The sequence below is a fragment of the Roseiflexus castenholzii DSM 13941 genome, from assembly GCF_000017805.1.
Classification (GTDB): Bacteria; Chloroflexota; Chloroflexia; order Chloroflexales; family Roseiflexaceae; genus Roseiflexus; species Roseiflexus castenholzii.
On the sequence record NC_009767.1, the window covers coordinates 3,658,119 to 3,677,204 of the forward strand.

18 protein-coding genes and 2 tRNA genes are annotated in these 19,086 nt (G+C 61.8%); 3 read left to right on the forward strand and 17 right to left on the reverse strand.

Translation table 11 applies throughout. The features are described 5' to 3' along the window. Window positions 1-8: 8 nt before the first annotated feature. From RCAS_RS14540 to RCAS_RS14595, 13 genes are all read right to left on the reverse strand, one after another. Window positions 9-437, reverse strand: a complete 429-nt coding sequence (locus RCAS_RS14540; protein WP_012121315.1) for a phage tail protein — start codon at window positions 435-437, stop codon at window positions 9-11. Window positions 438-440: 3 nt separating this feature from the next. Beyond that, window positions 441-632 (reverse strand): hypothetical protein, encoded by a 192-nt coding sequence (locus tag RCAS_RS25250; RefSeq protein ID WP_157042657.1) that lies wholly within the window; start codon window positions 630-632, stop codon window positions 441-443. A gap of 5 nt (window positions 633-637) precedes the next feature. Further along, the gene (locus tag RCAS_RS14545) at window positions 638-1,006 is read right to left on the reverse strand and encodes a hypothetical protein (protein ID WP_012121316.1); all 369 of its coding nucleotides are present in this window, start codon (window positions 1,004-1,006) and stop codon (window positions 638-640) included. A gap of 403 nt (window positions 1,007-1,409) precedes the next feature. Next, the gene (locus RCAS_RS14550; RefSeq protein WP_012121317.1) at window positions 1,410-1,850 is read right to left on the reverse strand and encodes a phage tail protein; all 441 of its coding nucleotides are present in this window, start codon (window positions 1,848-1,850) and stop codon (window positions 1,410-1,412) included. 18 nt (window positions 1,851-1,868) lie between these two features. Continuing rightward, window positions 1,869-3,434 carry a phage tail sheath family protein gene (locus RCAS_RS14555; RefSeq protein ID WP_012121318.1) on the reverse strand — a complete coding sequence of 522 codons (1,566 nt, stop codon included), beginning with the start codon at window positions 3,432-3,434 and terminating at the stop codon, window positions 1,869-1,871. A 12-nt stretch (window positions 3,435-3,446) separates the two neighbouring features. Then, a complete protein-coding gene (locus RCAS_RS14560; RefSeq protein WP_012121319.1) occupies window positions 3,447-4,409 on the reverse strand; it encodes a Pvc16 family protein in 963 nt (320 codons plus the stop codon). After that, on the reverse strand, window positions 4,406-4,828 hold the full coding sequence (locus RCAS_RS14565) for a hypothetical protein (RefSeq protein ID WP_012121320.1): 423 nt from the start codon (window positions 4,826-4,828) through the stop codon (window positions 4,406-4,408). Before RCAS_RS14565 ends, RCAS_RS14560 begins: the two co-directional genes overlap by 4 nt. Before the next feature lie 23 nt (window positions 4,829-4,851). Then, window positions 4,852-6,516, reverse strand: a complete 1,665-nt coding sequence (locus tag RCAS_RS23405; RefSeq protein WP_012121321.1) for an eCIS core domain-containing protein — start codon at window positions 6,514-6,516, stop codon at window positions 4,852-4,854. Between the two features lie 89 nt (window positions 6,517-6,605). Continuing rightward, window positions 6,606-8,498, reverse strand: a complete 1,893-nt coding sequence (locus tag RCAS_RS26010; protein WP_012121322.1) for an eCIS core domain-containing protein — start codon at window positions 8,496-8,498, stop codon at window positions 6,606-6,608. Between the two features lie 19 nt (window positions 8,499-8,517). Further along, window positions 8,518-9,447: an eCIS core domain-containing protein gene (locus RCAS_RS23410; RefSeq protein ID WP_012121323.1), complete on the reverse strand. Its 930-nt coding sequence runs from the start codon at window positions 9,445-9,447 to the stop codon at window positions 8,518-8,520. An 18-nt stretch (window positions 9,448-9,465) separates the two neighbouring features. Further along, window positions 9,466-11,118 carry a peptidoglycan-binding domain-containing protein gene (locus tag RCAS_RS14585; protein WP_012121324.1) on the reverse strand — a complete coding sequence of 551 codons (1,653 nt, stop codon included), beginning with the start codon at window positions 11,116-11,118 and terminating at the stop codon, window positions 9,466-9,468. 819 nt (window positions 11,119-11,937) lie between these two features. Beyond that, complete coding sequence (locus RCAS_RS14590) at window positions 11,938-13,911, reverse strand: ATP-binding protein (RefSeq protein ID WP_012121325.1); 1,974 nt, start codon at window positions 13,909-13,911, stop codon at window positions 11,938-11,940. Window positions 13,912-13,938: 27 nt separating this feature from the next. After that, a complete protein-coding gene (locus tag RCAS_RS14595) occupies window positions 13,939-14,517 on the reverse strand; it encodes a DUF4255 domain-containing protein (RefSeq protein WP_012121326.1) in 579 nt (192 codons plus the stop codon). Between the two features lie 289 nt (window positions 14,518-14,806). Here RCAS_RS14595 and RCAS_RS14600 point away from each other — a divergent pair, with 289 nt between their 5' ends. Beyond that, window positions 14,807-16,390 carry a right-handed parallel beta-helix repeat-containing protein gene (locus tag RCAS_RS14600; RefSeq protein WP_012121327.1) on the forward strand — a complete coding sequence of 528 codons (1,584 nt, stop codon included), beginning with the start codon at window positions 14,807-14,809 and terminating at the stop codon, window positions 16,388-16,390. Window positions 16,391-16,449: 59 nt separating this feature from the next. Here the strand turns inward: RCAS_RS14600 and RCAS_RS14605 are convergent, their stop codons facing one another. From RCAS_RS14605 to RCAS_RS14620, 4 genes are all read right to left on the reverse strand, one after another. Further along, window positions 16,450-16,848, reverse strand: a complete 399-nt coding sequence (locus RCAS_RS14605) for a hypothetical protein (RefSeq protein WP_012121328.1) — start codon at window positions 16,846-16,848, stop codon at window positions 16,450-16,452. Between the two features lie 165 nt (window positions 16,849-17,013). Next, window positions 17,014-17,433 (reverse strand): RbsD/FucU family protein, encoded by a 420-nt coding sequence (locus RCAS_RS14610; RefSeq protein ID WP_012121329.1) that lies wholly within the window; start codon window positions 17,431-17,433, stop codon window positions 17,014-17,016. A gap of 73 nt (window positions 17,434-17,506) precedes the next feature. Continuing rightward, window positions 17,507-17,800 carry a MerR family transcriptional regulator gene (locus RCAS_RS14615; protein ID WP_012121330.1) on the reverse strand — a complete coding sequence of 98 codons (294 nt, stop codon included), beginning with the start codon at window positions 17,798-17,800 and terminating at the stop codon, window positions 17,507-17,509. Between the two features lie 14 nt (window positions 17,801-17,814). Next, the gene (locus tag RCAS_RS14620; RefSeq protein ID WP_012121331.1) at window positions 17,815-18,678 is read right to left on the reverse strand and encodes a DnaJ C-terminal domain-containing protein; all 864 of its coding nucleotides are present in this window, start codon (window positions 18,676-18,678) and stop codon (window positions 17,815-17,817) included. A gap of 138 nt (window positions 18,679-18,816) precedes the next feature. On the opposite strand from RCAS_RS14620, the gene RCAS_RS14625 reads away from it, so the two are divergent. Together RCAS_RS14625 and RCAS_RS14630 are read left to right on the forward strand one after the other, a co-directional pair. Next, window positions 18,817-18,903, forward strand: a tRNA-Leu gene (locus tag RCAS_RS14625). 36 nt (window positions 18,904-18,939) lie between these two features. Continuing rightward, window positions 18,940-19,013: transfer RNA gene (locus RCAS_RS14630), tRNA-Gln, on the forward strand. Window positions 19,014-19,086 lie beyond the last annotated feature (73 nt).

A 19,086-nucleotide genomic window follows, 5' to 3' on the forward strand; every position in this document is an offset into this window, starting at 1 on the left:
TCATCGCATTACCCGACCGTCATTCCATTGTGCGTCAGTTCGAGCGTTTCCACCGCCGCTTCTGTCGAGGCGGCAGTAAATTGCGGACCGGTCCATTTGATCGGATACGCCTCGATGAAGTTCCAGCGAAACAATTCCTTCCCTGCCGAGTCGTACATGATGACCGTCACATTCCGCCGATCAATCGAGCCACGCGCAATCTTGAGAAACCACTGCAACAGTTCATTCGAACTGGTCATGCCGCGCTTGAGGGTGATATTGCCAATCTTCGTGCGACCCGGCAAACGGTGAACAAAGTCGTTGTTGCCACCCTCTTCGTATTCTGTGATCTCGGTTTCGACCTGCAAACCGCTGACTTCGGTGAACACCGCATGCGGCACGCCAGCAATCTCGACATAGAATCGGTAGGAAGGATACGCTTCTTCCGTCGTCGGCATGGATCACCTCTTCCGTCGTTGCCTGCCGACACTCACGCCTCTGGCGCGTTCCAGGCGCGCTTCCTCGCGCATGAGGCGGTACACCCGGTCGGCGAGCGCCTCGATGTCGATTCTGGTATCGTGTTGGTCGGATCGCTCCTGTGATGGTGAGCGATCCGGCATCTCATCAGAATGCCGGGATGTTGGTTGAGGCATCAACGTCATCCTGTCTTCTCGTGGACCCCGACATCGATAGCAAACCGCGCGCCGCATGCGGGGCATTGTGTTTCGACCAGGTGCGGAGCGGCGGCGTTGATCTGGATGTACAGGTCCTGCAAATAGAGAAAATCGGTCGCAAACAGGCGCTCCACGATGGCTGGCGTGATGACGCCGATTGTGCCGAGGCGGGTGATCACCCGGCTCAGCAGCAGAATGCTGAGATACGCCTCGTTGCGCTGCACCCGCGAATCTTCGAGCGGTTCGATCTCGTCGATTGCTGTTGCACGACGCATCGATCCTTCGCGGTGCAGGTTTCCCTGCTCATCGACGTAGCCGCAGGGCAGCACAAATGAGAATTCAGTTTGTAGCATGGTGTCATTCCAGCCAGGCGCGACGCCGGTTCTGACGCCGGTTCTGACGCCGGTCCTGACGCCGGTCTGAGACCGGCGTCTACGGTGACCGCCCCCAACGCCGATTCGACGCCGGTCCTGACGCCGGTTCTGACGCCGGTCTGAGACCGGCGTCTACGGTGACCGCCCCCAACGCCGATTCGACGCCGGTCCTGACGCCGGTCTGAGACCGGGTTGCCGACGCCGGTCTGAGACCGGCGTCTACGGTGACCGCCCCCCAAACGCCGATTCGACGCCGGTTCTGACGCCGGTTCTGACGCCGGTCTGAGACCGGCGTCTACGGTGACCGCCCCCAACGCCGATTCAACGCCGGTTCTGACGCCGGTCTGAGACCGGGTTGCCGACGCCGGTCTGAGACCGGCGTCTACTGGACGCGCTCGTATCCTTCGTGGACGATTTCGAGCGTTTCAATCGCCACTTCGTTGTTGGTTGCGTTGGCGTCCGGTCCGGTTAACTTGCTGGGCCATGCGTTGACGAATTTCCAGCGCGCGACCGGTTCGCCTTTGGTGTTGAACATGGTAATCGTGCCGTTGCGCCGCGCTCCCTGAATATCTCCCTCTTCGACCATCTTGCGCCATTTCCACATGTCCATGGCGTCGGTGATGCCGCGTTTGAGAGTGACGTTGTTCCATTTCATGCGACCGGGGATTTTCTTGATGATGTACTTCCCGTCGGGTCCGCTGGCTTTGCTCTCGACCACTTCGTTCTCGCTGCCGAGACCGGTACATTCGCGGAAGGCGCCCACGACGCCGTCACCGAAATCAACGCCGAACCATGCTGAAATCAGAGGGTCTTTGTCGGTCATTGGTTTCTCCTTTTATGCTTATGCCCCGCCGCCAGCGAACTGGCTGAAGCGGAAGATGACGAACTCGGCGGGTTTGACTGGCGCCAGCCCGACTTCGATGATCAGTTTGCCCTGATCGCGCACTTCGGGCGGGTTCAGTTCTTCGTCACACTTGACATAGAACGCCTCGCGCGGTGTCAGACCAAACAGCATGCCATCACGCCAGCAGACGGTCAGGAACGCTTCCACGTCACGCTTGACGCGCGCCCACAGGTTGGGGTCGTTCGGCTCGAAGACAACCCACTGCGTCCCGCGTTCGATTGACTTCTCGACGTAGTTGAAAAGACGCCGCACATTGACGTAGCGCCAGGCGGCATCGCTGGAGAGGGTGCGTGCACCCCAGACCCGCAACCCCATACCGGTGAACGACCGGATGCAGTTGACCCCAATCGGGTTGAGCACATCCTGCTCGCCTTTCGTGATCGCAATCGCCGGTCCAAGCGCACCCTGAACAACCTCGTTCGCCGGCGCTTTGTGGACGCCGCGCGTATTGTCGTTGCGCGCCCAGATGCCCGCAATGTGTCCGCACGGCGGAATCTCCATCTCCGTCTTGCCGTCCGGTCCCATGATTTTGAGCCAGGGGTAGTAGAGCACGGCAAACTTCGAGTCGTAGTTCGTGTCGCGCTCGCGCCACTGCTTGACCTGCTGCGGCGTCAGACCAGGAAGCGGATCGAGAATGACCATGCGATCCTGCATGCGTTCGGCGTGGGCAATCATCGCCAGTTGGACAGCTTTGACTCCTTCTTTCGTGATTGCGCCCGACTGATAGGCTGCCATCAGGTCTGGCGCGCAGATCATGGTCACATCCTCGGCGATCTCCAATCCCTCGACACCGCTGCGCTCGGCGGCGCTACCGACGAATGTCGTCGCATCCACGCGCGCCGGAACGATCGGCGCCAGCGGCTTGATGACCGACATGCCAAACTCCGGCACACGGTCCGCCAGCGAGCCGGTCGCCGGTCCTTCAGCGACCTGCACCAGCGTGCTGGAACTGTTGATCTTCTCGACCACGTAAGAGGTTCCATCTTTTGGTCGTTTGTTGAACGACACATTCTCGTAGACTTCCTTCACTTCCCCCATGCTGATTTTGACCGTAAACGCTTCGGGAGGCGGATTTTCGCCAACCGGCGGACCGATCTCCACTTGAATGTCGCTGGCAGTTTCGCTCTTGGGTGTGACAATCAGCGAGGTCAGCGCCTTCGAGGCCCGCGTCGGGAGTTCGAGGCGCGGCGGAGGAGGCGCTTTGCCGTCCGCCTGCTGCGGGATGCGCGTCACATAGCACCGACCGCCGCCGTTGAGAAAGTAGCCGTAGACGGCATGCGACAGATAGGCGCCATCCATGTGTGGGTTGCGCCGCCCGCTTTCATCGAGACGACCAAACTTCTCGACATACTGCGTCCAACTGGTCACCAGCACAGGTTGATTAACGGGACCGGCAGCGGCGAACCCGACGAACGCCGCCATTGCCGTGCCAACCCCCTCAATCGGACGCGGACCGCTGCTGACTTCTTCGATGTAGACGCCAGGCGAGAGATACTCAGGCATGAACCGCTCCTTTCAATCCAGCAAGATGTCGTATGAGTCCGACGGTGTTGCGAATGTTGCGATGTGGACGCTCCCATCAGGGCGTGTTACCCGCAGGGTCACTTCCCCCAGCGGGATGTGACTCAGCGCATATCTGCCTTCGCTATCCGTAACCGTTTCGATTGCACCTCCTTCGATGGCAACCGTCACTCCCGAGAGCGGCGCGCCGGCATGATCACGCACGGTTCCGCCAATCCGAAGCAACTCCGTGGACGCGGCGGCATCGGTTCGCTGCCGGACGCGCAGCGTTCGCGTCAGCACCAGCGGTGAATCGATGACGATGTCAAGATCGACCGGAACCGTCACCACGTAGAGCAATGAGGCGCGCGGCGCCTGTTCGAGCGCATTCCACACATCGAGCAGACGCAGACTCTCCTCGGCAGTGGCGATTTTGGTTGTCACCTGCGGTTCATCAACCAGCGCCATCATTGCCGCACGCGCCGCCGAACCGATTTCAGCAGATGCGAGGGCGCTGCGCAGGTCGCGCAGCGTGGTGCGTTCGCCAGCCCCGGCAAGCGCCATGAACCGCGCTTCTTCTGCAACGTATCCCTCGCGTCCTGCAATGACCGCCATGGCTGCCGCCAGCGACGATGGCGGCAACGACGGAAAACGCAGCAGAGTGGCGAGCACGCGATAGATCAGCAGATGCTCATCCGCAGCGACCGTGGCGAACACCGTCACCATGTAGCGCAGATCGAAGCGGCGCATCGGCATACGGTACGATGCACTGCCGCCGCCGCGCATCACCGGCATGTTCGTCTGGCGCAGATCGACGTTTTCGTCGATATCGAACAAGTACAGGTTGATCGTCGGGCGCACCAGTGAACTGACCCACTCCTTCGTCGGGCGCTCGAAACGCACGTCTACTTCATCCGCCGGGATCAAGCCCCGGTTCAGAATCATGTGACGAATGGCAAGATGGACATCTGCGATCATGGTTGGTCACTTGTGCGATGCCGCAGCGCCTGCGCGCGAAACACGATCAGATTGCGCACCTGAATAAGCCAGCGCACGAAATTGCGGTAATCGTCCTCATCACGGCAAGCGGCGATCCCTGCGCGCACGATGCGCGCAATCTGCGGGAAACCGCGCTTTTCCAACTCTTCGACCAGTTCCTCAGGCATGGCGCCGGCGCGTTCCAGGCTGATTTCGTTGGCGGTCGTCAGCATACGATTGAACATCGGCAGCGGCACTCCCGCCTCTTCGACCTGCATCGCCATTGCTGCACTTCCGATCCCCTGCAACGCCAGTGGCAATCGTCCTTCTTCGTCGCGCAATCCTTCAGCAAACAGTTCCGTCAGATCGAGCGCGAGTTGCTCCTGGCGCGTATAATCGCGGTGCGGATTGATCGGCATAATTGCCCCTCTCTTCAGCATGCCTACGGCGTTGCGGGTTGCGGCTGCGCTGTTGGCACAGCCGATGGCACATCGATAGCGGTCAGCATCGTATGCCCGCTCGGCAGGTTCAGCGTGCTGGCTTTGAAATCCTGCTCGGTGCGCCAGACGGTGTCGCCGGTGGCAACGTCGTGGATCTGGATACGGTTGCCGCTGATGGCCATCGCCATCACATAGTGCGCTGTATCACCGACGCTGCCGCCAACAACGATCGGCACGAAGATACCAGCCGCCAGGTTGGTTCTCAGCACGTCGAGCGCCGCGTCAAGCGTCATCTGCGTGCCGACGATCTGCGTCTGATAGGTTACGCCGGTTGCGCCAGAGAGCGCATTCATTTCCGCCTCGACCCACGCGCCGCCTGTCGGCTGGGTGCGATCGGTCGCCGGATTACCGGTTCCCGCAGCGGCATGGGTGTCGAGGATCGCCTTTTGCTCACCGGCAAGCATCTGATTGGGAATCGTGTCCGGCGCGCTGACGGCATGTTCCGACGCCTGTTCGATCGGCCCGGCGGAGCGCAACGCCAGAGCATAGATCGGGTCGGCTGAGGCGCGGATGACTTGCACCGACGTGGGACCGCAACTGTTGCCATATTGCTGAATAATGCCGCGCTCGACGCCGTCCGCTTCGTTCAGGTCTACCACATTCAGGTTGCGCAACAACCAGTTGTCGCTCAGTCCGCGGATCGTGGCGGCAAAGTCGGCGATGTCGCTCAGTGAGCGACTGGCTGCCAGCGCCTTGCACAGAAAGGCGCGTTCCATACTGGAACCCGCACTCTGCAACAAGGCGCGGAAGGCGGTGTACTCATCGTCGGAAAGCGCCATGACTGCTGGTTCGATCCGCGATGCCTGGTGTGCTGTCAGCACGCCGGGCTGGATATGCGCAGCAACCATTAAACGGTCTTCATTCGTCCAGCGCTCGACCGGCTGCGGCTGCGGTCCTGGAGGTTGTGGTTGCGGTCCCGGCGGCTGCGGTCCTGGCGCTCCCGACTCCAGCGCCCCCCAGGTCAACGGTCCAATAATCCCGTCGGGCGCCAGCCCGCGACTCTTCTGAAACGCAATCGTCGCCTGGCGCGTCTTCGGTCCAAAGATGCCGTCTACTGCCAAAGGCGGCGCTGCGCCATGCTGGTTGAGCAACTGCTGCGCATCAGCGACATCCGGTCCCTGGCTGCCGTAACTGATCATACGCCTGCCGCCGCTCTGCAAACCGCTGGAGGGTGGTGACTGCATGGTTTCGGGAAGTCCCAGATTCGCACCGACACCTTGAAGATCGGGCAGCGTCTGCCGCTGCACCCGCACCGCGCCGCCGGTCTGCTGGATGGTGTGGGTCAATTCGTGCGCCAACAGGGCGCGCCCCTCGTCGCTGCCCGGCTGATACTGCCCCGGCGCAAACGCAATGTCGTTTCCAACGGTGAACGCCAGCGCATCGAGCGACCGCGCGACGGTTGCGGCGCGCGCATCGGCATGAATGCGCACCTGGCTGAAATCGTGCCCGAAGCGCGGCTCCCGGTCGAGCGGCGCGCCGCCGCGCATCGTATCGATCACCGCCCCGCTGCGACCGCTGACAGCGCTCCGATCCGCATGTCCATCAGAAGTCTTCTTCGAGAGCGACGATGGCGCTCTCTGGCATGTGCGAGATAGACGTATGCTCATCCGACTTCCCCGTCTGTGCTCTTCTGACGAACTCTCTGCGCAGGAGAGAGGCGCGTTCTGCTCTGTAGGAACGACCGATCCACACCCATTTATTCAACCGCCGGCGCTGTCGGGTTATCCGCAGCGCCTTCGCGGTAGAATGCGTTGCTGTACTCGCGTAATGCAGCGCGCAACTGAGGCGACGTCAAATTCGGGTATGCGCGCAGCGCATCTTCCATGCGCTGCTGCATAGCGCGAACAATCTGCTCCATCGTTTGCGCGTTGAGGATGCCTTCGATCATTGCGAAGGTTGGCTCTAGACCGGCAGCAATCGGCACCGCTTTGTTCGTACCGAAAATATCAAGATTCTCACGGTTCATGCTTGGCGGCAGCAACCCGCCGCGCAGCTCGTCCTGATAGTTGAGCGACGTACAGGCATAAAAGAGCCAGACCCGATAGCGTTGCTCATCCCAGGCGCCGCGATCCGTCATTTCCTCCAGCGTATTGGTTCGCTCGCTGTTGATCTCCCGCCAGTAGGGATCGCGCGGCGTGCGCACGCTGGTATTCGGTTGGTCGTGCAGGCGAGAGTGCGCGCCGATGACGACATTTTCACGGGCGCTGTGCTTGTCGTCGAAATCTGGTCCCAGACCGCCGCGCGCATGTCCCACATAGGTCATGATCTCTGTTTCATTCAGTGTTTCGAGAAAACGACGCGCCGCTCCTTCTCCCGGCGTGATGAGGCGCAATGTCACCAGCACATTCTTCGTCACCCGCTCCCCTTGAGCATTGGGATACGTGATATCTCGACGCATTTCGTACCGCTCATCACCTTCGGCGGGAGAGCCAGCGCTGAGCGTGAATCCCTGTCCTTCGAGCCATCGCCTGGCAGACTCGGCATCGCTGACATGGCTCTGCCCTTCGTCATAGCCAAGCGATATCGAAAAATCGAGACGATCATCCGCCAGCAACCGTTCGTAATCAACGAAATGCTCAGTCGCCCGTCCAGGGGGCGGCGCCACACGGTCCAGCACGGCGATCACGGTATAATCGACGTCCACTCCTGGCGCAAGATGCCGGTCGGCGCGAAACTGACGCACCGCATCGCGCGTTTCGTTGCCAAGCCGACCATCATCGTGAAACCGCAGCAGCGAGTATCCCAGATCGAGGAGCGCCGTTTGCACAGCCTTTACCGGTCTACCGTTATCGCGCGTCGAGAGCGTGCGTCGTCCTTCCCCAATGTCACGCAGCGCAGGAATGGGCGCAAACCGTGGATTGGTCAGCGTCACCGGCGGTTGCACCTCATCACCAACGCCGCTATGTTCCTCTTCGCCTTCACCTGCCTCCTGCCGCTGCACCCGCGCCGCGCCGCCGGTCTGCTGGATGATGTGGGTCAATTCGTGCGCCAGCAGCGCGCGCCCCTCGTCGCTGCCCGGCTGATACTGCCCCGGCGCGAAAGCGATGTCGTTCCCGACGGTGAACGCCAGCGCATCGAGCGACCGCGCCACGGTTGCGGCGCGCGCATCGGCATGAATGTGCACCTGGCTGAAATCGTGCCCGAAGCGCGGCTCCATAAACGCGCGCGTCTCCCGGTCGAGCGGCGCACCGCCGCCGTGCATCGCATCGATGTCCGACTCGACAGCAGGCGAAACGTCAGCGACGACATCGCCTTCCGACACGGACATACGCTGTGCAGGACGCCTCTGATCAGGGCAGCGCGCCTTGATCGCACTGATCGCCTGATGGATTGTCCGATGCACACGCCGATCTCCAGCCAATATGCGCTGGACTGCGCTATCGAGCGGCGCTCCACTTTGCGGCTGCTCTTGCCCCGTCTCCGACTCCGCCGGCGGCGGCTGGTCCGCCTCGCCAGGAAACGCCTGATGAAACGCATGGCGAAATTGACCCTGCTCTGCGCTGTGATCAGACTGCGATTCACGCCGCGCACTGACGTGGTTGGCGGTTCGCTCGAAGCGTCTGAACTGGAATGTCTGCCTGGAAGTCATATGAATCGTCGCTGCCAGATCACATGATGTTGCCGGCGCCTGGCGTATAACTCGATGCAATGACTGCGTTAGCAATGAGCGTATCGGTCTGGGTCACGCCGCCGGTGCGCAGCATGCCGCTGTCGATGGTCATCATCGCCGTATTGATACGCACAAGCGCGCCACTGCCCTGGACGCTGATCGCCCCATCAGTCAGGTCTTCAATCGTCGTGGCGCCAGCCGTCCCTGTCTGTGTTGCTGCCCTCTCCTGCCGCTGCACCCGCGCCGCGCCGCCGGTCTGCTGGATGGTGTGGGTCAATTCGTGCGCCAGCAGCGCGCGCCCCTCGTCGCTGCCCGGCTGATACTGCCCCGGCGCGAAGGCGATGTCGTTCCCGACGGTGAACGCCAGCGCATCGAGCGACCGCGCGACGGTTGCAGCACGTGCATCGGTATGGATGCGCACCTGGCTGAAATCGTGCCCGAAACGCGGCTCCATGAACGCGCGCGTCTCCCGGTCGAGCGGCGCACCGCCGCCGTGCATGGCGTCAATCGCTGCCTGTGTCTCAGGCGTCACTTCCGGGACGGCGCCAGGTTCTTCTTTCGCCTGGATCAGATCTTCCTCTTCCTCAGCAGCGCCTGCCGACGTCGGTTCGTCTTTCTGCGCTGCGCATTCCGCGCACATCTGTTGAATGCCGCCTGCAACACGCGAGGTCTGAACCTCCTCATCGCTCATGCGCAGCACCTGCGACGCAATGCGGTCAGCCTCCTGTTCGTACACGTCGCCCGGGGCGTTGACCATCAGTTTCGTCTGCGGCACACCTGATGGCGCGTGATGGAGGGTGAAGGCGCCAAACGCATGTCCCTGCCCCGCGCCTGGCAGTGCGGTCATCGTCTCGGGCGCACGCTCAAAGGTCGCTGTATGCTGCTGCGCAGCCTGGCGTTGACGGCGTATCATCAGACGTTCGTGCATATGCCTGCCTCGTTTCGCTCAGGGACCCTTCAATCCACCCGGCACGTCGCTGAGACGCTTGCGGTCGATCTCTTCCCACACCATGCGCATCCCTTCCTTAACCAGGTCTTCGGTCAGCACTTCTTCGTAGGGTCGGGCTTTTTTCTTCAGCCACTCCTTGCCGCCTTCCGTACTCTCACGCTCGAACAGGTCACCGGTTTCGTTCTGGGCGATGCGAATGGTGGGTTTGGTAAAGTTCAGGATCGACCCCAGACCGGTGTTGATTTCCACCTTGCCCGACGCATAGCGCGGCATGCCGAGGTCAAGGATGCTTTTTTGCTGGCGCTCCAGAGCCTGGCGCGTCTTTTCGCTCAAGCCGGCAATCTTTGCGCCAGTGATCTTCACCGGCAATTCCGGTCTGGTTCCCTCGATTTCGATCGTGAGCACGCCCGGCATGCCAGGCTCCGCCTTGCTCATATCGGTCGTTTTCACTTTGTCTTCGCCGACCGACATGCTCGGGCTGTCCATCGTGCCGAGTTTCGACTGCGCCTGCGCGATCGCCCATTTCGCCAGCGACTCATCGTACTGCTTCTGAAACGCCTGCGGGCGTTCCCGTTTGACAGCATCGAGCAGTTTCTTCGCACGCACCACCCGCGGATCTTCCGGTCCACTGCTGACTGGCTCGCCTTCCGCAGGAAGGCGCAATTTTGCGCGCGTTTCGAGCAGAAAGTTCTCCTGGGTCTGCGACGAGGCTTCTTCGAGCGCAGCGCGCTGCGCCTCAAGAAAAGTTTCGAGGGTGGGTCCATCCTCGTTCCCCAGTTCATCGACTTTTTTGCCAACCTCCGTGCCGGCTGATTCCTGCGCTTTATCGAACACCTTATCGACGCCGTCTTTTGCAATCGTTTCGCCAAGCCCGGCGAGCGCGGCTTTGATGGGTCCGCGCAGCGCGCCGCCGCCCCACCCCAACAATGCATCGAGCGCCGCTTTTCCGGCGTCTTTCAGCACTTCGACGAGCGTGTTTTTTGGTTTCTCGATTGTTGCCAGGTCTTTCTCGAGTCTGTGCAATCCGTTGCGCTGTCCCTCGAAGGTCAACTGATACTGCAACCAGACGGCATCCAGCACATCTTCGAGCGTCTGGTTGTAGGGCGCTTCAGTCGGTTGCGGCCCGGGAGGAATCGGTTGAGGACCCGGTCCCGGCGTTTCCTTCCGGCGATCAAGCAGAGCATCAGCGGTATCCTGATCGACGATCTCGGCAGGAACCGTACTCCGGCTGAGCATGAAGGTCTCGAGCGCCGCCGAAGTTTTCGGACCCCACATGCCGTCCACGTTGAGGCCGGCGCCGGTTTTTTCGTTCAGTTTATGCTGCAATAGTTTGACCCGTGGGCGAAGGTCCCACGTGCCATAGTTCAAGCCATCACCGCGTTTCAAACCGACGAGCGGATTGATCGCCGAATCGGTCGGCGCCGTGTCGCCAGTGGTGAAGGCGCCGGTCATTCCATCGGACTGTGGCTCTTTGCGCTGAACCAGAGGCGCAGGCGCACTCAGACGCATCTGGTTGAACAGATGCCCATCACCAACCGGCGCACTCTGGTCAACCAAAGCATTCACCGCGCGCCATGAACGCAGTGTTGCTGTCGTCGCTGTCTCAACTGGGCGACGACGTGGTAGTGCGACTCGCTGGCGTTCGGACATTGTTCAACCTGCATTCTGCTTGTAGGCGTTTGCGAGATACATCTCGCGCTACGCCATTGTCGGGTCCCTCGCGCCCCTCACCCCTCGCGCCTCACCCCTCGCGCCTCTCGCCTCACCCCTCGCGCCTCATCCCTCGCGCCTCTCGCCTCACCCCTCGCGCCTCTCGCCTCACCCCTCGCGCCTCACCCCTCGCGCCTCGCGCCCCTCGCGCCTCGCGCCTCACGCCCCGCGCCTCGCGCCTCGCACTTCGCGCCTCGCCACCAATGCGAGATACATCGCGCGCGACGCCATTGTCAGGACCCTCGCACCTCGCGCCTCGCCGCCAATGCGAGATAAATCTCGCGCTACACCATTATCAGGACCCTCGCGCCTCACGCCCCGCGCCTCGCGCCTCTCCGCCAATGCGAGATAAATCTCGCGCTACGCCATTATCAGGACCCTCGCGCCTCACGCCCCTCGCCTCGCGCCTCTCCGCCAATGCGAGATAAATCTCGCGCTACGCCATTATCAGGACCCTCTCGTCTCGCACCTCGCGTCTCGCACCTCGCGCCTCGCGCCTCATACCTCGCGCCCCGCGCCTCGCGCCTCGCACCTCGCGCCTCGCCACAAATGCGAGATAAATCTCGCGCTACGCCATTGTCGGGACCCTCGCGCCTCGCCACCAATGCGAGATACATCGCGCGCGACGCCATTGTCGGGACCCTCGCGCCTCGCGCCTCGCGTCTCGCACCTCGCGCCCCTCGCCTCGCGTCTCACACCCCCCGCCCCCCGCCCCCCGCCTCGCACCTCGCCCCTCGCGTCTCGCGCCTCGCCCCTCACTTACACCCACCCTGCAACCTCGGCTTCGGTGAGTTGCTTTTCGAGTTTGGCGTACTCGGCACGCGCGGCGCGGAGCAGGTGCGCCATCCGGATCGGCTCGCCCGCATCGGCGGCGAGAAAAGCGGCATTGAGCGCAATATTGCGAATGTTGCCGCCCGCAACGTTCAACCGCGCCAGTTTCTCGAAATCAAGCCCATCAGTCGGCGCGCCCGGCGGGAACGAGCGCCGCCAGATCTCGGCGCGCTGCGCAGCATCGGGGAACGGGAACTGCACCACGAACCGGATACGGCGCAGAAATGCCGCATCCAGCGCACTTTTCAGATTCGTCGTCAGGATGGCGAGACCGCGGTAGGCTTCCATGCGCTGCAACAGGTAACTCACCTCGATGTTGGCATAGCGGTCGTGGCTGTCCTTGACTTCGCTGCGTTTGCCGAACAGCGCATCGGCTTCATCGAACAGCAAAATCGCCCCCCCCGACTCGGCAGCGTCGAAGATGCGCCGCAGGTTCTTCTCCGTCTCGCCGATGTATTTGCTGACGACCGACGACAGATCGATGCGATACAGGTCGAGGTGCAGTTCGTTCGCCAGCACTTCAGCCGCCATCGTTTTGCCGGTGCCGCTGGCGCCGGCAAACAGCGCGCTGATCCCCAGCCCGCGCGAACTGCGCGCAGCAAACCCCCAGGTTTCGTACACCCGCGCCCGCTGCCGCACATGCGCCGCGATATCGCGCAAAAGACGTCGCTGCGGCTCCGGCAGCACCAGATCGTCCCATGCCACGGATGCCTCGATCCGCTGCGCCAGATCGTCAAGGCGCGGGCGTGCCTGAGCGCGACTGGCTTCCCAGACGGCGCGCGCAACGTCGTGACCGGCATACTCCTGCACTCGACCGAGCGCCTCGGCGCTGGCGGCGCGAATAGCGTGCGCACTCAGATTGAACTGTGAAACGAGCAGATCGACATGACCATCGAGGTGATCGGCAGTGGCGCCAAGCGCCGCGCGCCATGCATTGCGCTGCTCACGGCTGCTCGTGCGATGCACATCGATGGTGACTGTCACCCGCTGTGTTGGACGCCAGCGATCGCGCGCCGACACCATCAGGGCGCCGCCGGTCCGTTCGAGGAGCCATGTGAGCATGCTGGCGCGCACCGTATCGGCGGGATCGACATCATCGCACTCGACAAGCAACGCACCGGCGCTCAACGCCGCTTCGCGCTCCCATAACCGTATCAGCGACTCGACATCCGCAACCGCCAATGGCATCACGGCGGCATTCAGCGTATGGAGCGTCACCCCGACCGATGCGCACGCAGCAACAGCAATCGCCTGGCGAGTCGCGCGGTCGTCGCCGCACACCTGGATGAGCGGAAACATCCCGCCGCGCGCGCGCCGCCAGACGGCGGCAATACGGTCCGCCAGCGCCTGATGCGACGGCAATAACGCCTCTGTTGCGCGGATCGGCGTTATCAGCCCACACAGCCGCTCATCGAGATACGAGATGCCGGTCAGATAATGCAACACGCGCTCATCGATCCGCAGCGGAGCGCGGGTCAGCAATCCGCCGGAGGCAGGCTCGATCAGACGCCAGTAGCGTAGCGGCGCATCGGGCGCCAGCGCGCTCCAGTGCGCGCCAGGCAGCGCGGCGAGCGCCAGGCTGAAAGTCGGCGACACCCGCTGTGGATCGCCTTGCGCTTCGGCGCACAACGTTGCAATACCCGCGTCGAGTTCCACACCGGCGCAGAGCGCCAGCAGATCGCGCTCGAATGGCGACAATCGAAACGTGGCGCACAGTGTGTCGAGCGCAGATCGCTCATCGGCGCTATCCGACTCTAGAAAAGAAAGCCGATCAGAGGCAGCAGAGGAAACGTGATTGAGGCGTGCAAGATACCGTTCGAGCGCTACACGCACACGCGCGAGCGCCGTTTCTAGCGCGCGATGATTAATGCGTTCCCAGGTTTCACCGGAGATGATGGTCATTTAATGTAATGCGCGCAGTCTATTTATCTATCCGATGGTCACCATCGACACCCGGTACGACAGCGACGGACGATAACGCGCCTGCAACGGCGACCATATCTTCGTCAATTCCTCGCCGCTCAGGTACTGTGGGCGAATTTCAAGTCGTTCTATTTGCGAGCCGGGATCAAACCCTGCCAGCGCCTGAAGCGTCGGCGGCGGAATGCCTCCGTGATCGTCCGAAGCCAGCGTCGCCAGCGCCTCACGAATGGCGTCGCGACCGGCGAACGGCATGCGGCACAGAACCAGTGCAGCGTACCCCAGGAGAATTTCGATCTGCAAGTCCTGCGCGCCATATGCCGTCAGAAGATAGTGCAAATCCAGCCCCAGCGCCATGCGCTGCCCGCTCCGTTCGCCGGTTCGCAGACCGGCATGCGGCGTCACCTGATGAAGGAAGAGATTGATCTGCGGGCGTTCGTCCGCACCGGTGGCGATCCGATCAGGCGGCAGCGCCGAGACAATGGCATCACTGCCAATGCTGGCATTGACGCCTTCATCGACCAATCCGTTCTCGAGCACGCTTTTGAGAAAGGCTGTGACTGAGGCGATGGCAAGGGCGCTGCTCATGACTGCTCCTGAAAGCCGAAGCCTGGCAGAGAACAAGCTTCTTCACGTCACGGAGAGGAAGCAACTCAATTATAATACCGTCTGTCACGAAGTCAATCCCTAAAACAGGTAAAGATGTCAGGATACTACCGCCGCTCAGCATAAGGCGCCGCTCAGCAACCGCCTGACACCTCATGATTACGATCTTCCTGAAAGCGGATATTGCAGCCGGGCGTCTTCTGTGATAGCATTGCAATCGCCTCTGCTGCGACTTGCGTCTCCGCCAAATGACGAGGGAGAAACACTGCCGATGGACGAACATAACAAACGTTCGGGCGACCGTCGGGATGCGATGATCACGTTGCACGTGCCGCGCAGTGTCTTGACGGCGCTCTGGGCGCTGGGATCGCTCATTGCGCTGGCACTTGTCGCCGTCGCCTTTGTTGCCGGGCTGGCGCTGCGCCCGGTGATGCCAACTGCGGCGCCAGTTGCAGTGACGACAATCATTCTGGAGGCGACCGCGACGTCCGCGCCGATTGTTGCTGCGATAAACGTTTCCACGTCGCCAACCGTTGTTGCGTCGCCAACAGCATTGCCAACCGACATCCCTACAACGCAACCAACGATCGACCTCATCCGCCCGACTGCAGCCTTTCCGACAGCCATGCTCCCCACAGCGGCGAGCACCGCAACGCCGGACACGGTCGACTTTCGCATCGACTCCCCGCCAGGAGCGGAGGGGCAACCACCAGCAGCCAACGCGCCGGTGCAGGCAGCAATCGCTCAACCACAACCGCAGGCGGCGCCTCCTGGCGGAGCGCCAGCGGCGCGACCGGCGGATGCCGGCGGCTCAGGCGGATCGGTGCGCCCCGTAGCGACGGCGCGCCCGGCACAACACGCCCTGCGCGGGAGTGTGCGCTGGTCGGCTGCCAGCAGCCCGATCCTTATTCAGAACGACCTGCTGGTGAGCAGCGGCGCATCGCTGATCATCGAACCGGGCGTCGAGGTGCAGATCGGGCGCGGGGTGTCACTGGTGATCGACGGTTCGATGGTGGCATTGGCAACTCCCGACCAACCGGTGCGTTTCACGCAGATCGGCGGCGGCGACGATCCACGGTTGCGTTGGGAAAGCATCATCGGGCGGGCTGGCAGCGTCATCGATCTGCGCAATGTGACGATCACCGGCGGCGGCGCCGGCGGCAGCGTGCTGACCGTGCAAGCGGGGCGGCTCTCGTTACAGAGCGCGCGTATCATTAACAATGGCGGTCACCTTCGTATCGACGACAGTTTTGTGATTATCCGCGACAGCGAGATTTCGGGCAATCGCATGCCCTACGGTTCGGCCATCGACATTACCCTGTCGCGTGGCGGCGGCGACAGCCCTGGCAGCGACATCGTGATTGTCAACAACCGCATCCTGAACAATGCACTGGTTGCCGGAACCGCGCCGCTGCGCATCACGAATCTCAGTTTCGAGCGCCCGGCGCGGATTGAGATCGAGCAGAACCTGCTGGTCGGCGCAGCCGGACCAAACCTGGCGCTCTTTACCAATGCTCAACTGATGGGGAATGTGCGGTGCAATACCCTGATCGGCGGCGCTAATGGGCTGAGCCTGCGCAGCGACGCGCCGCCGAACCTCAGCCCGATGCTCAACATCCGTGATAATGCTATCGAAGCCCACGAACCGCCGAACAATCCGTTCTACCGCCAGTTCAATATCGGCAAAGGCGCCACCAGCGACTTGCCGCTCACTATGACGAACAACTGGTGGGAACTCCCCAGCGGACCGTATGAACCGGCGGCGAACCCGGAAGGACGCGGCGAAGCCGTGGGACCGAACATCACTTTTCTGCCCTGGTTGCCAGAACGCCCGGCGTGCGCGCCGCGTTTCTGAGAGCACGTCGGTGAAGGCGAATCGCCCTCCGATTCACGCAGGCGCTTTGTATAACCTGGTCAGTACTCGACTTGCGCGCCTGCGCGGACCCACTCACCCTGCGCAGCGACGGTCTCATAGGTTCCGGCGCCATAGAGTGTTGCTGTGCCGTGTCCCTCCGCACGAATAGTGATCACACCGCCAACTACCTTCACTTCCATACCCTCGCCAATCAGGGTTATCGCACCGGTATAGCCTGTCAGTCGCACTGTGCCATCGGGGAGAACGGTACGACGCCCTTTGCCCTCGGTCATGATCCGCGTCGCATTCTTGACCCACACAGCGTCGGCGCCGCGCCCAATGGACACCGAACCATCACCGACCAGTTTCACGATACCCTTCCCCTGCGCTTGTAGCGTTCTCGTTCCATCTGCTTCAACCGCCAGTGTAATCCTGGCAGGCGCCAGCAGCGCCAGCATCAACCCCAGCGCCAGCAGCAGACGAAAACCAGTTCTTCCGCACCATCACCAACCTCCTCTCCCGTTTGCCGGTTGTCCGGCGCACCGTATCGTCACGCGCTCAGAATACCGGCCGGATATGAAGAAGTCGCAAAGAGAATTGGAAGATACTGTGAACCGTGATGATCAGGCAGGAGAAACAACGCCAATGGTCAGGAGAATGTTGGCATACACCCGTTGCTCGCCGGTGGCAATAACAAGCGCCGTATCCGGCGCCCGCGCAGCGTCGTAAAAGGCGAAGCGACCAAGCGGTTGCAACGTGAGATGCGGCAGCAGAGCGCGGAACTCCGTGAAGATAGCGGGTTCTGGAGCGGTATCAGGAACCATAACGTGGGCAGATTCGATGGGGATGGCGTCAGCCAGCACAGCCAGCACATCAGTGACAGTCAGGAGGCCAGGAGCGAGATTAAGATACACCCGTTGCGCGCCGGCCGGCGCGCCGGTGGCGAAGGGATAGTTTCCGTCGGCGATCAACACCCGCGACCCGTGGCCCGCACCCCCCAGAGCAGCAAGGATCTGGGGATGGATCAGTTTGTAGTGCAGCATAGACTCCTCTTTGCACAGTCCAACACCGGACGAACACGACACGCACCATGGCGCACAGCGTATCTCGACGCGGCTATGAGACATCGACCGGCAGGCGGTCGCGTAACTCTTCAAGTTCGCGCTGCGCTGCGATCAGTTGCTGACGCAGGTGCAGGATCACCTCCACCCCCGCCAGGTTCACGCCGAGGTCATCGATCAGGCGCTTGATAAAGCGAATCTGCTCAATATCGCTCTCAGTATAGCGACGAATATTGCCGGGAGTGCGTTGTGGTCGAATGAGACCGCGCCGCTCGTAAAGACGCAGACTCTGCTCGTGCATGCCACACAACGCAGCCGCCGACTTGATCGTGTAGTAGCGTTGCTTCATGGCAGATGCGGCTCCTATCGCGCTAGTGCGCGCAACTGCTCGACGAGTTCGCGCTCACGTGGCGAAAGGCTGGTCGGCAACGACACCTCGAGCGTCACGTAGAGATCACCACGCGTTTGCGGATCGCGCAGGCGTGGCATCCCCTGACCGCTGATGCGCATCACCTTCCCATTCTGCGTGCCTGCGGGCACCTTGAGCGCAACGGTTCTTCCTCCCATCGCTGGAACCTTCACCTCGCCACCCAGGAGCATGGTATAGAGATCGACAGGAATCCGCACATAGAGGTCGTCACCGCGCCGCTCGAAGCGTGAATGCGGCAAGACATTGATGACCAGATACAGGTCGCCGCGAGCACCGCCGCCGATGCCAGGAGCGCCTTCCCCGGCGATCCGCACCCGCGATCCGCTATCAACGCCTGGCGGTATCCTGACTGTAATCGAGCGCAGCGAGCCATTGAGCGATTGTACCTGCAAAGTGCGCTGCGTACCGCTGAAGGCTTCTTCGAGCGTAATATCAACCGACTGCTCGACATCCTGACCTTTCGCGCGGTAGGTGACACTGCTGCGCCCGCCGCGCCCGCCGCCGAAGAGGGTCTCGAAAATATCGGCGAAATCGCCGGCGCCAAACCCGCCAAAATCGGGAATATCCTGATAGCGTTGCCAGTCGCGCCCGAATCGGTCGTACTTCGCGCGCTTTTCCTTATCGGATAGCACCTCATACGCCTCGTTTATCTCCTTAAAGCGGGCTTCAGCCGCCTTGTTGCCGGGATTAATATCAGGGTGATACTGACGCGCGAGTTTGCGGTACGCCTTTTTGATCTCGGCGTCCGTCGCATTTCGGTCCACGCCCAATATCTCGTAGTAATCCTTGAAAGCCATTGACCTGCTCTCCGCACGAAGGTGTGACACGTGTTCTATTATATGAACTTGAGCATGGCATTGTCAAGGTTGAGGTTTGACAAATCAGCACGTTTGATGTATCATACAGCCTGCTGGCAGAAACGTCAGCATCCGCGTGCCGAAGTGGCGGAACTGGCAGACGCGCTACGTTCAGGGCGTAGTGAGGGTGACCTCGTGGGAGTTCAAATCTCCCCTTCGGCACCAACAGCAGGGGCGAGATGATCGCCCCTTCTTCCACGATGGGGGATAGTTTAACGGTAGAACGCCTGACTCTGGATCAGGTAGTTGGGGTTCGAGTCCCTGTCCCCCAGCCAGAGGTTCAACGCGCCTGACAGGTGAGTTCGGTCAGGCGCGTTTTGTGCGCCCCCACGTTCTCGGTTCAACACC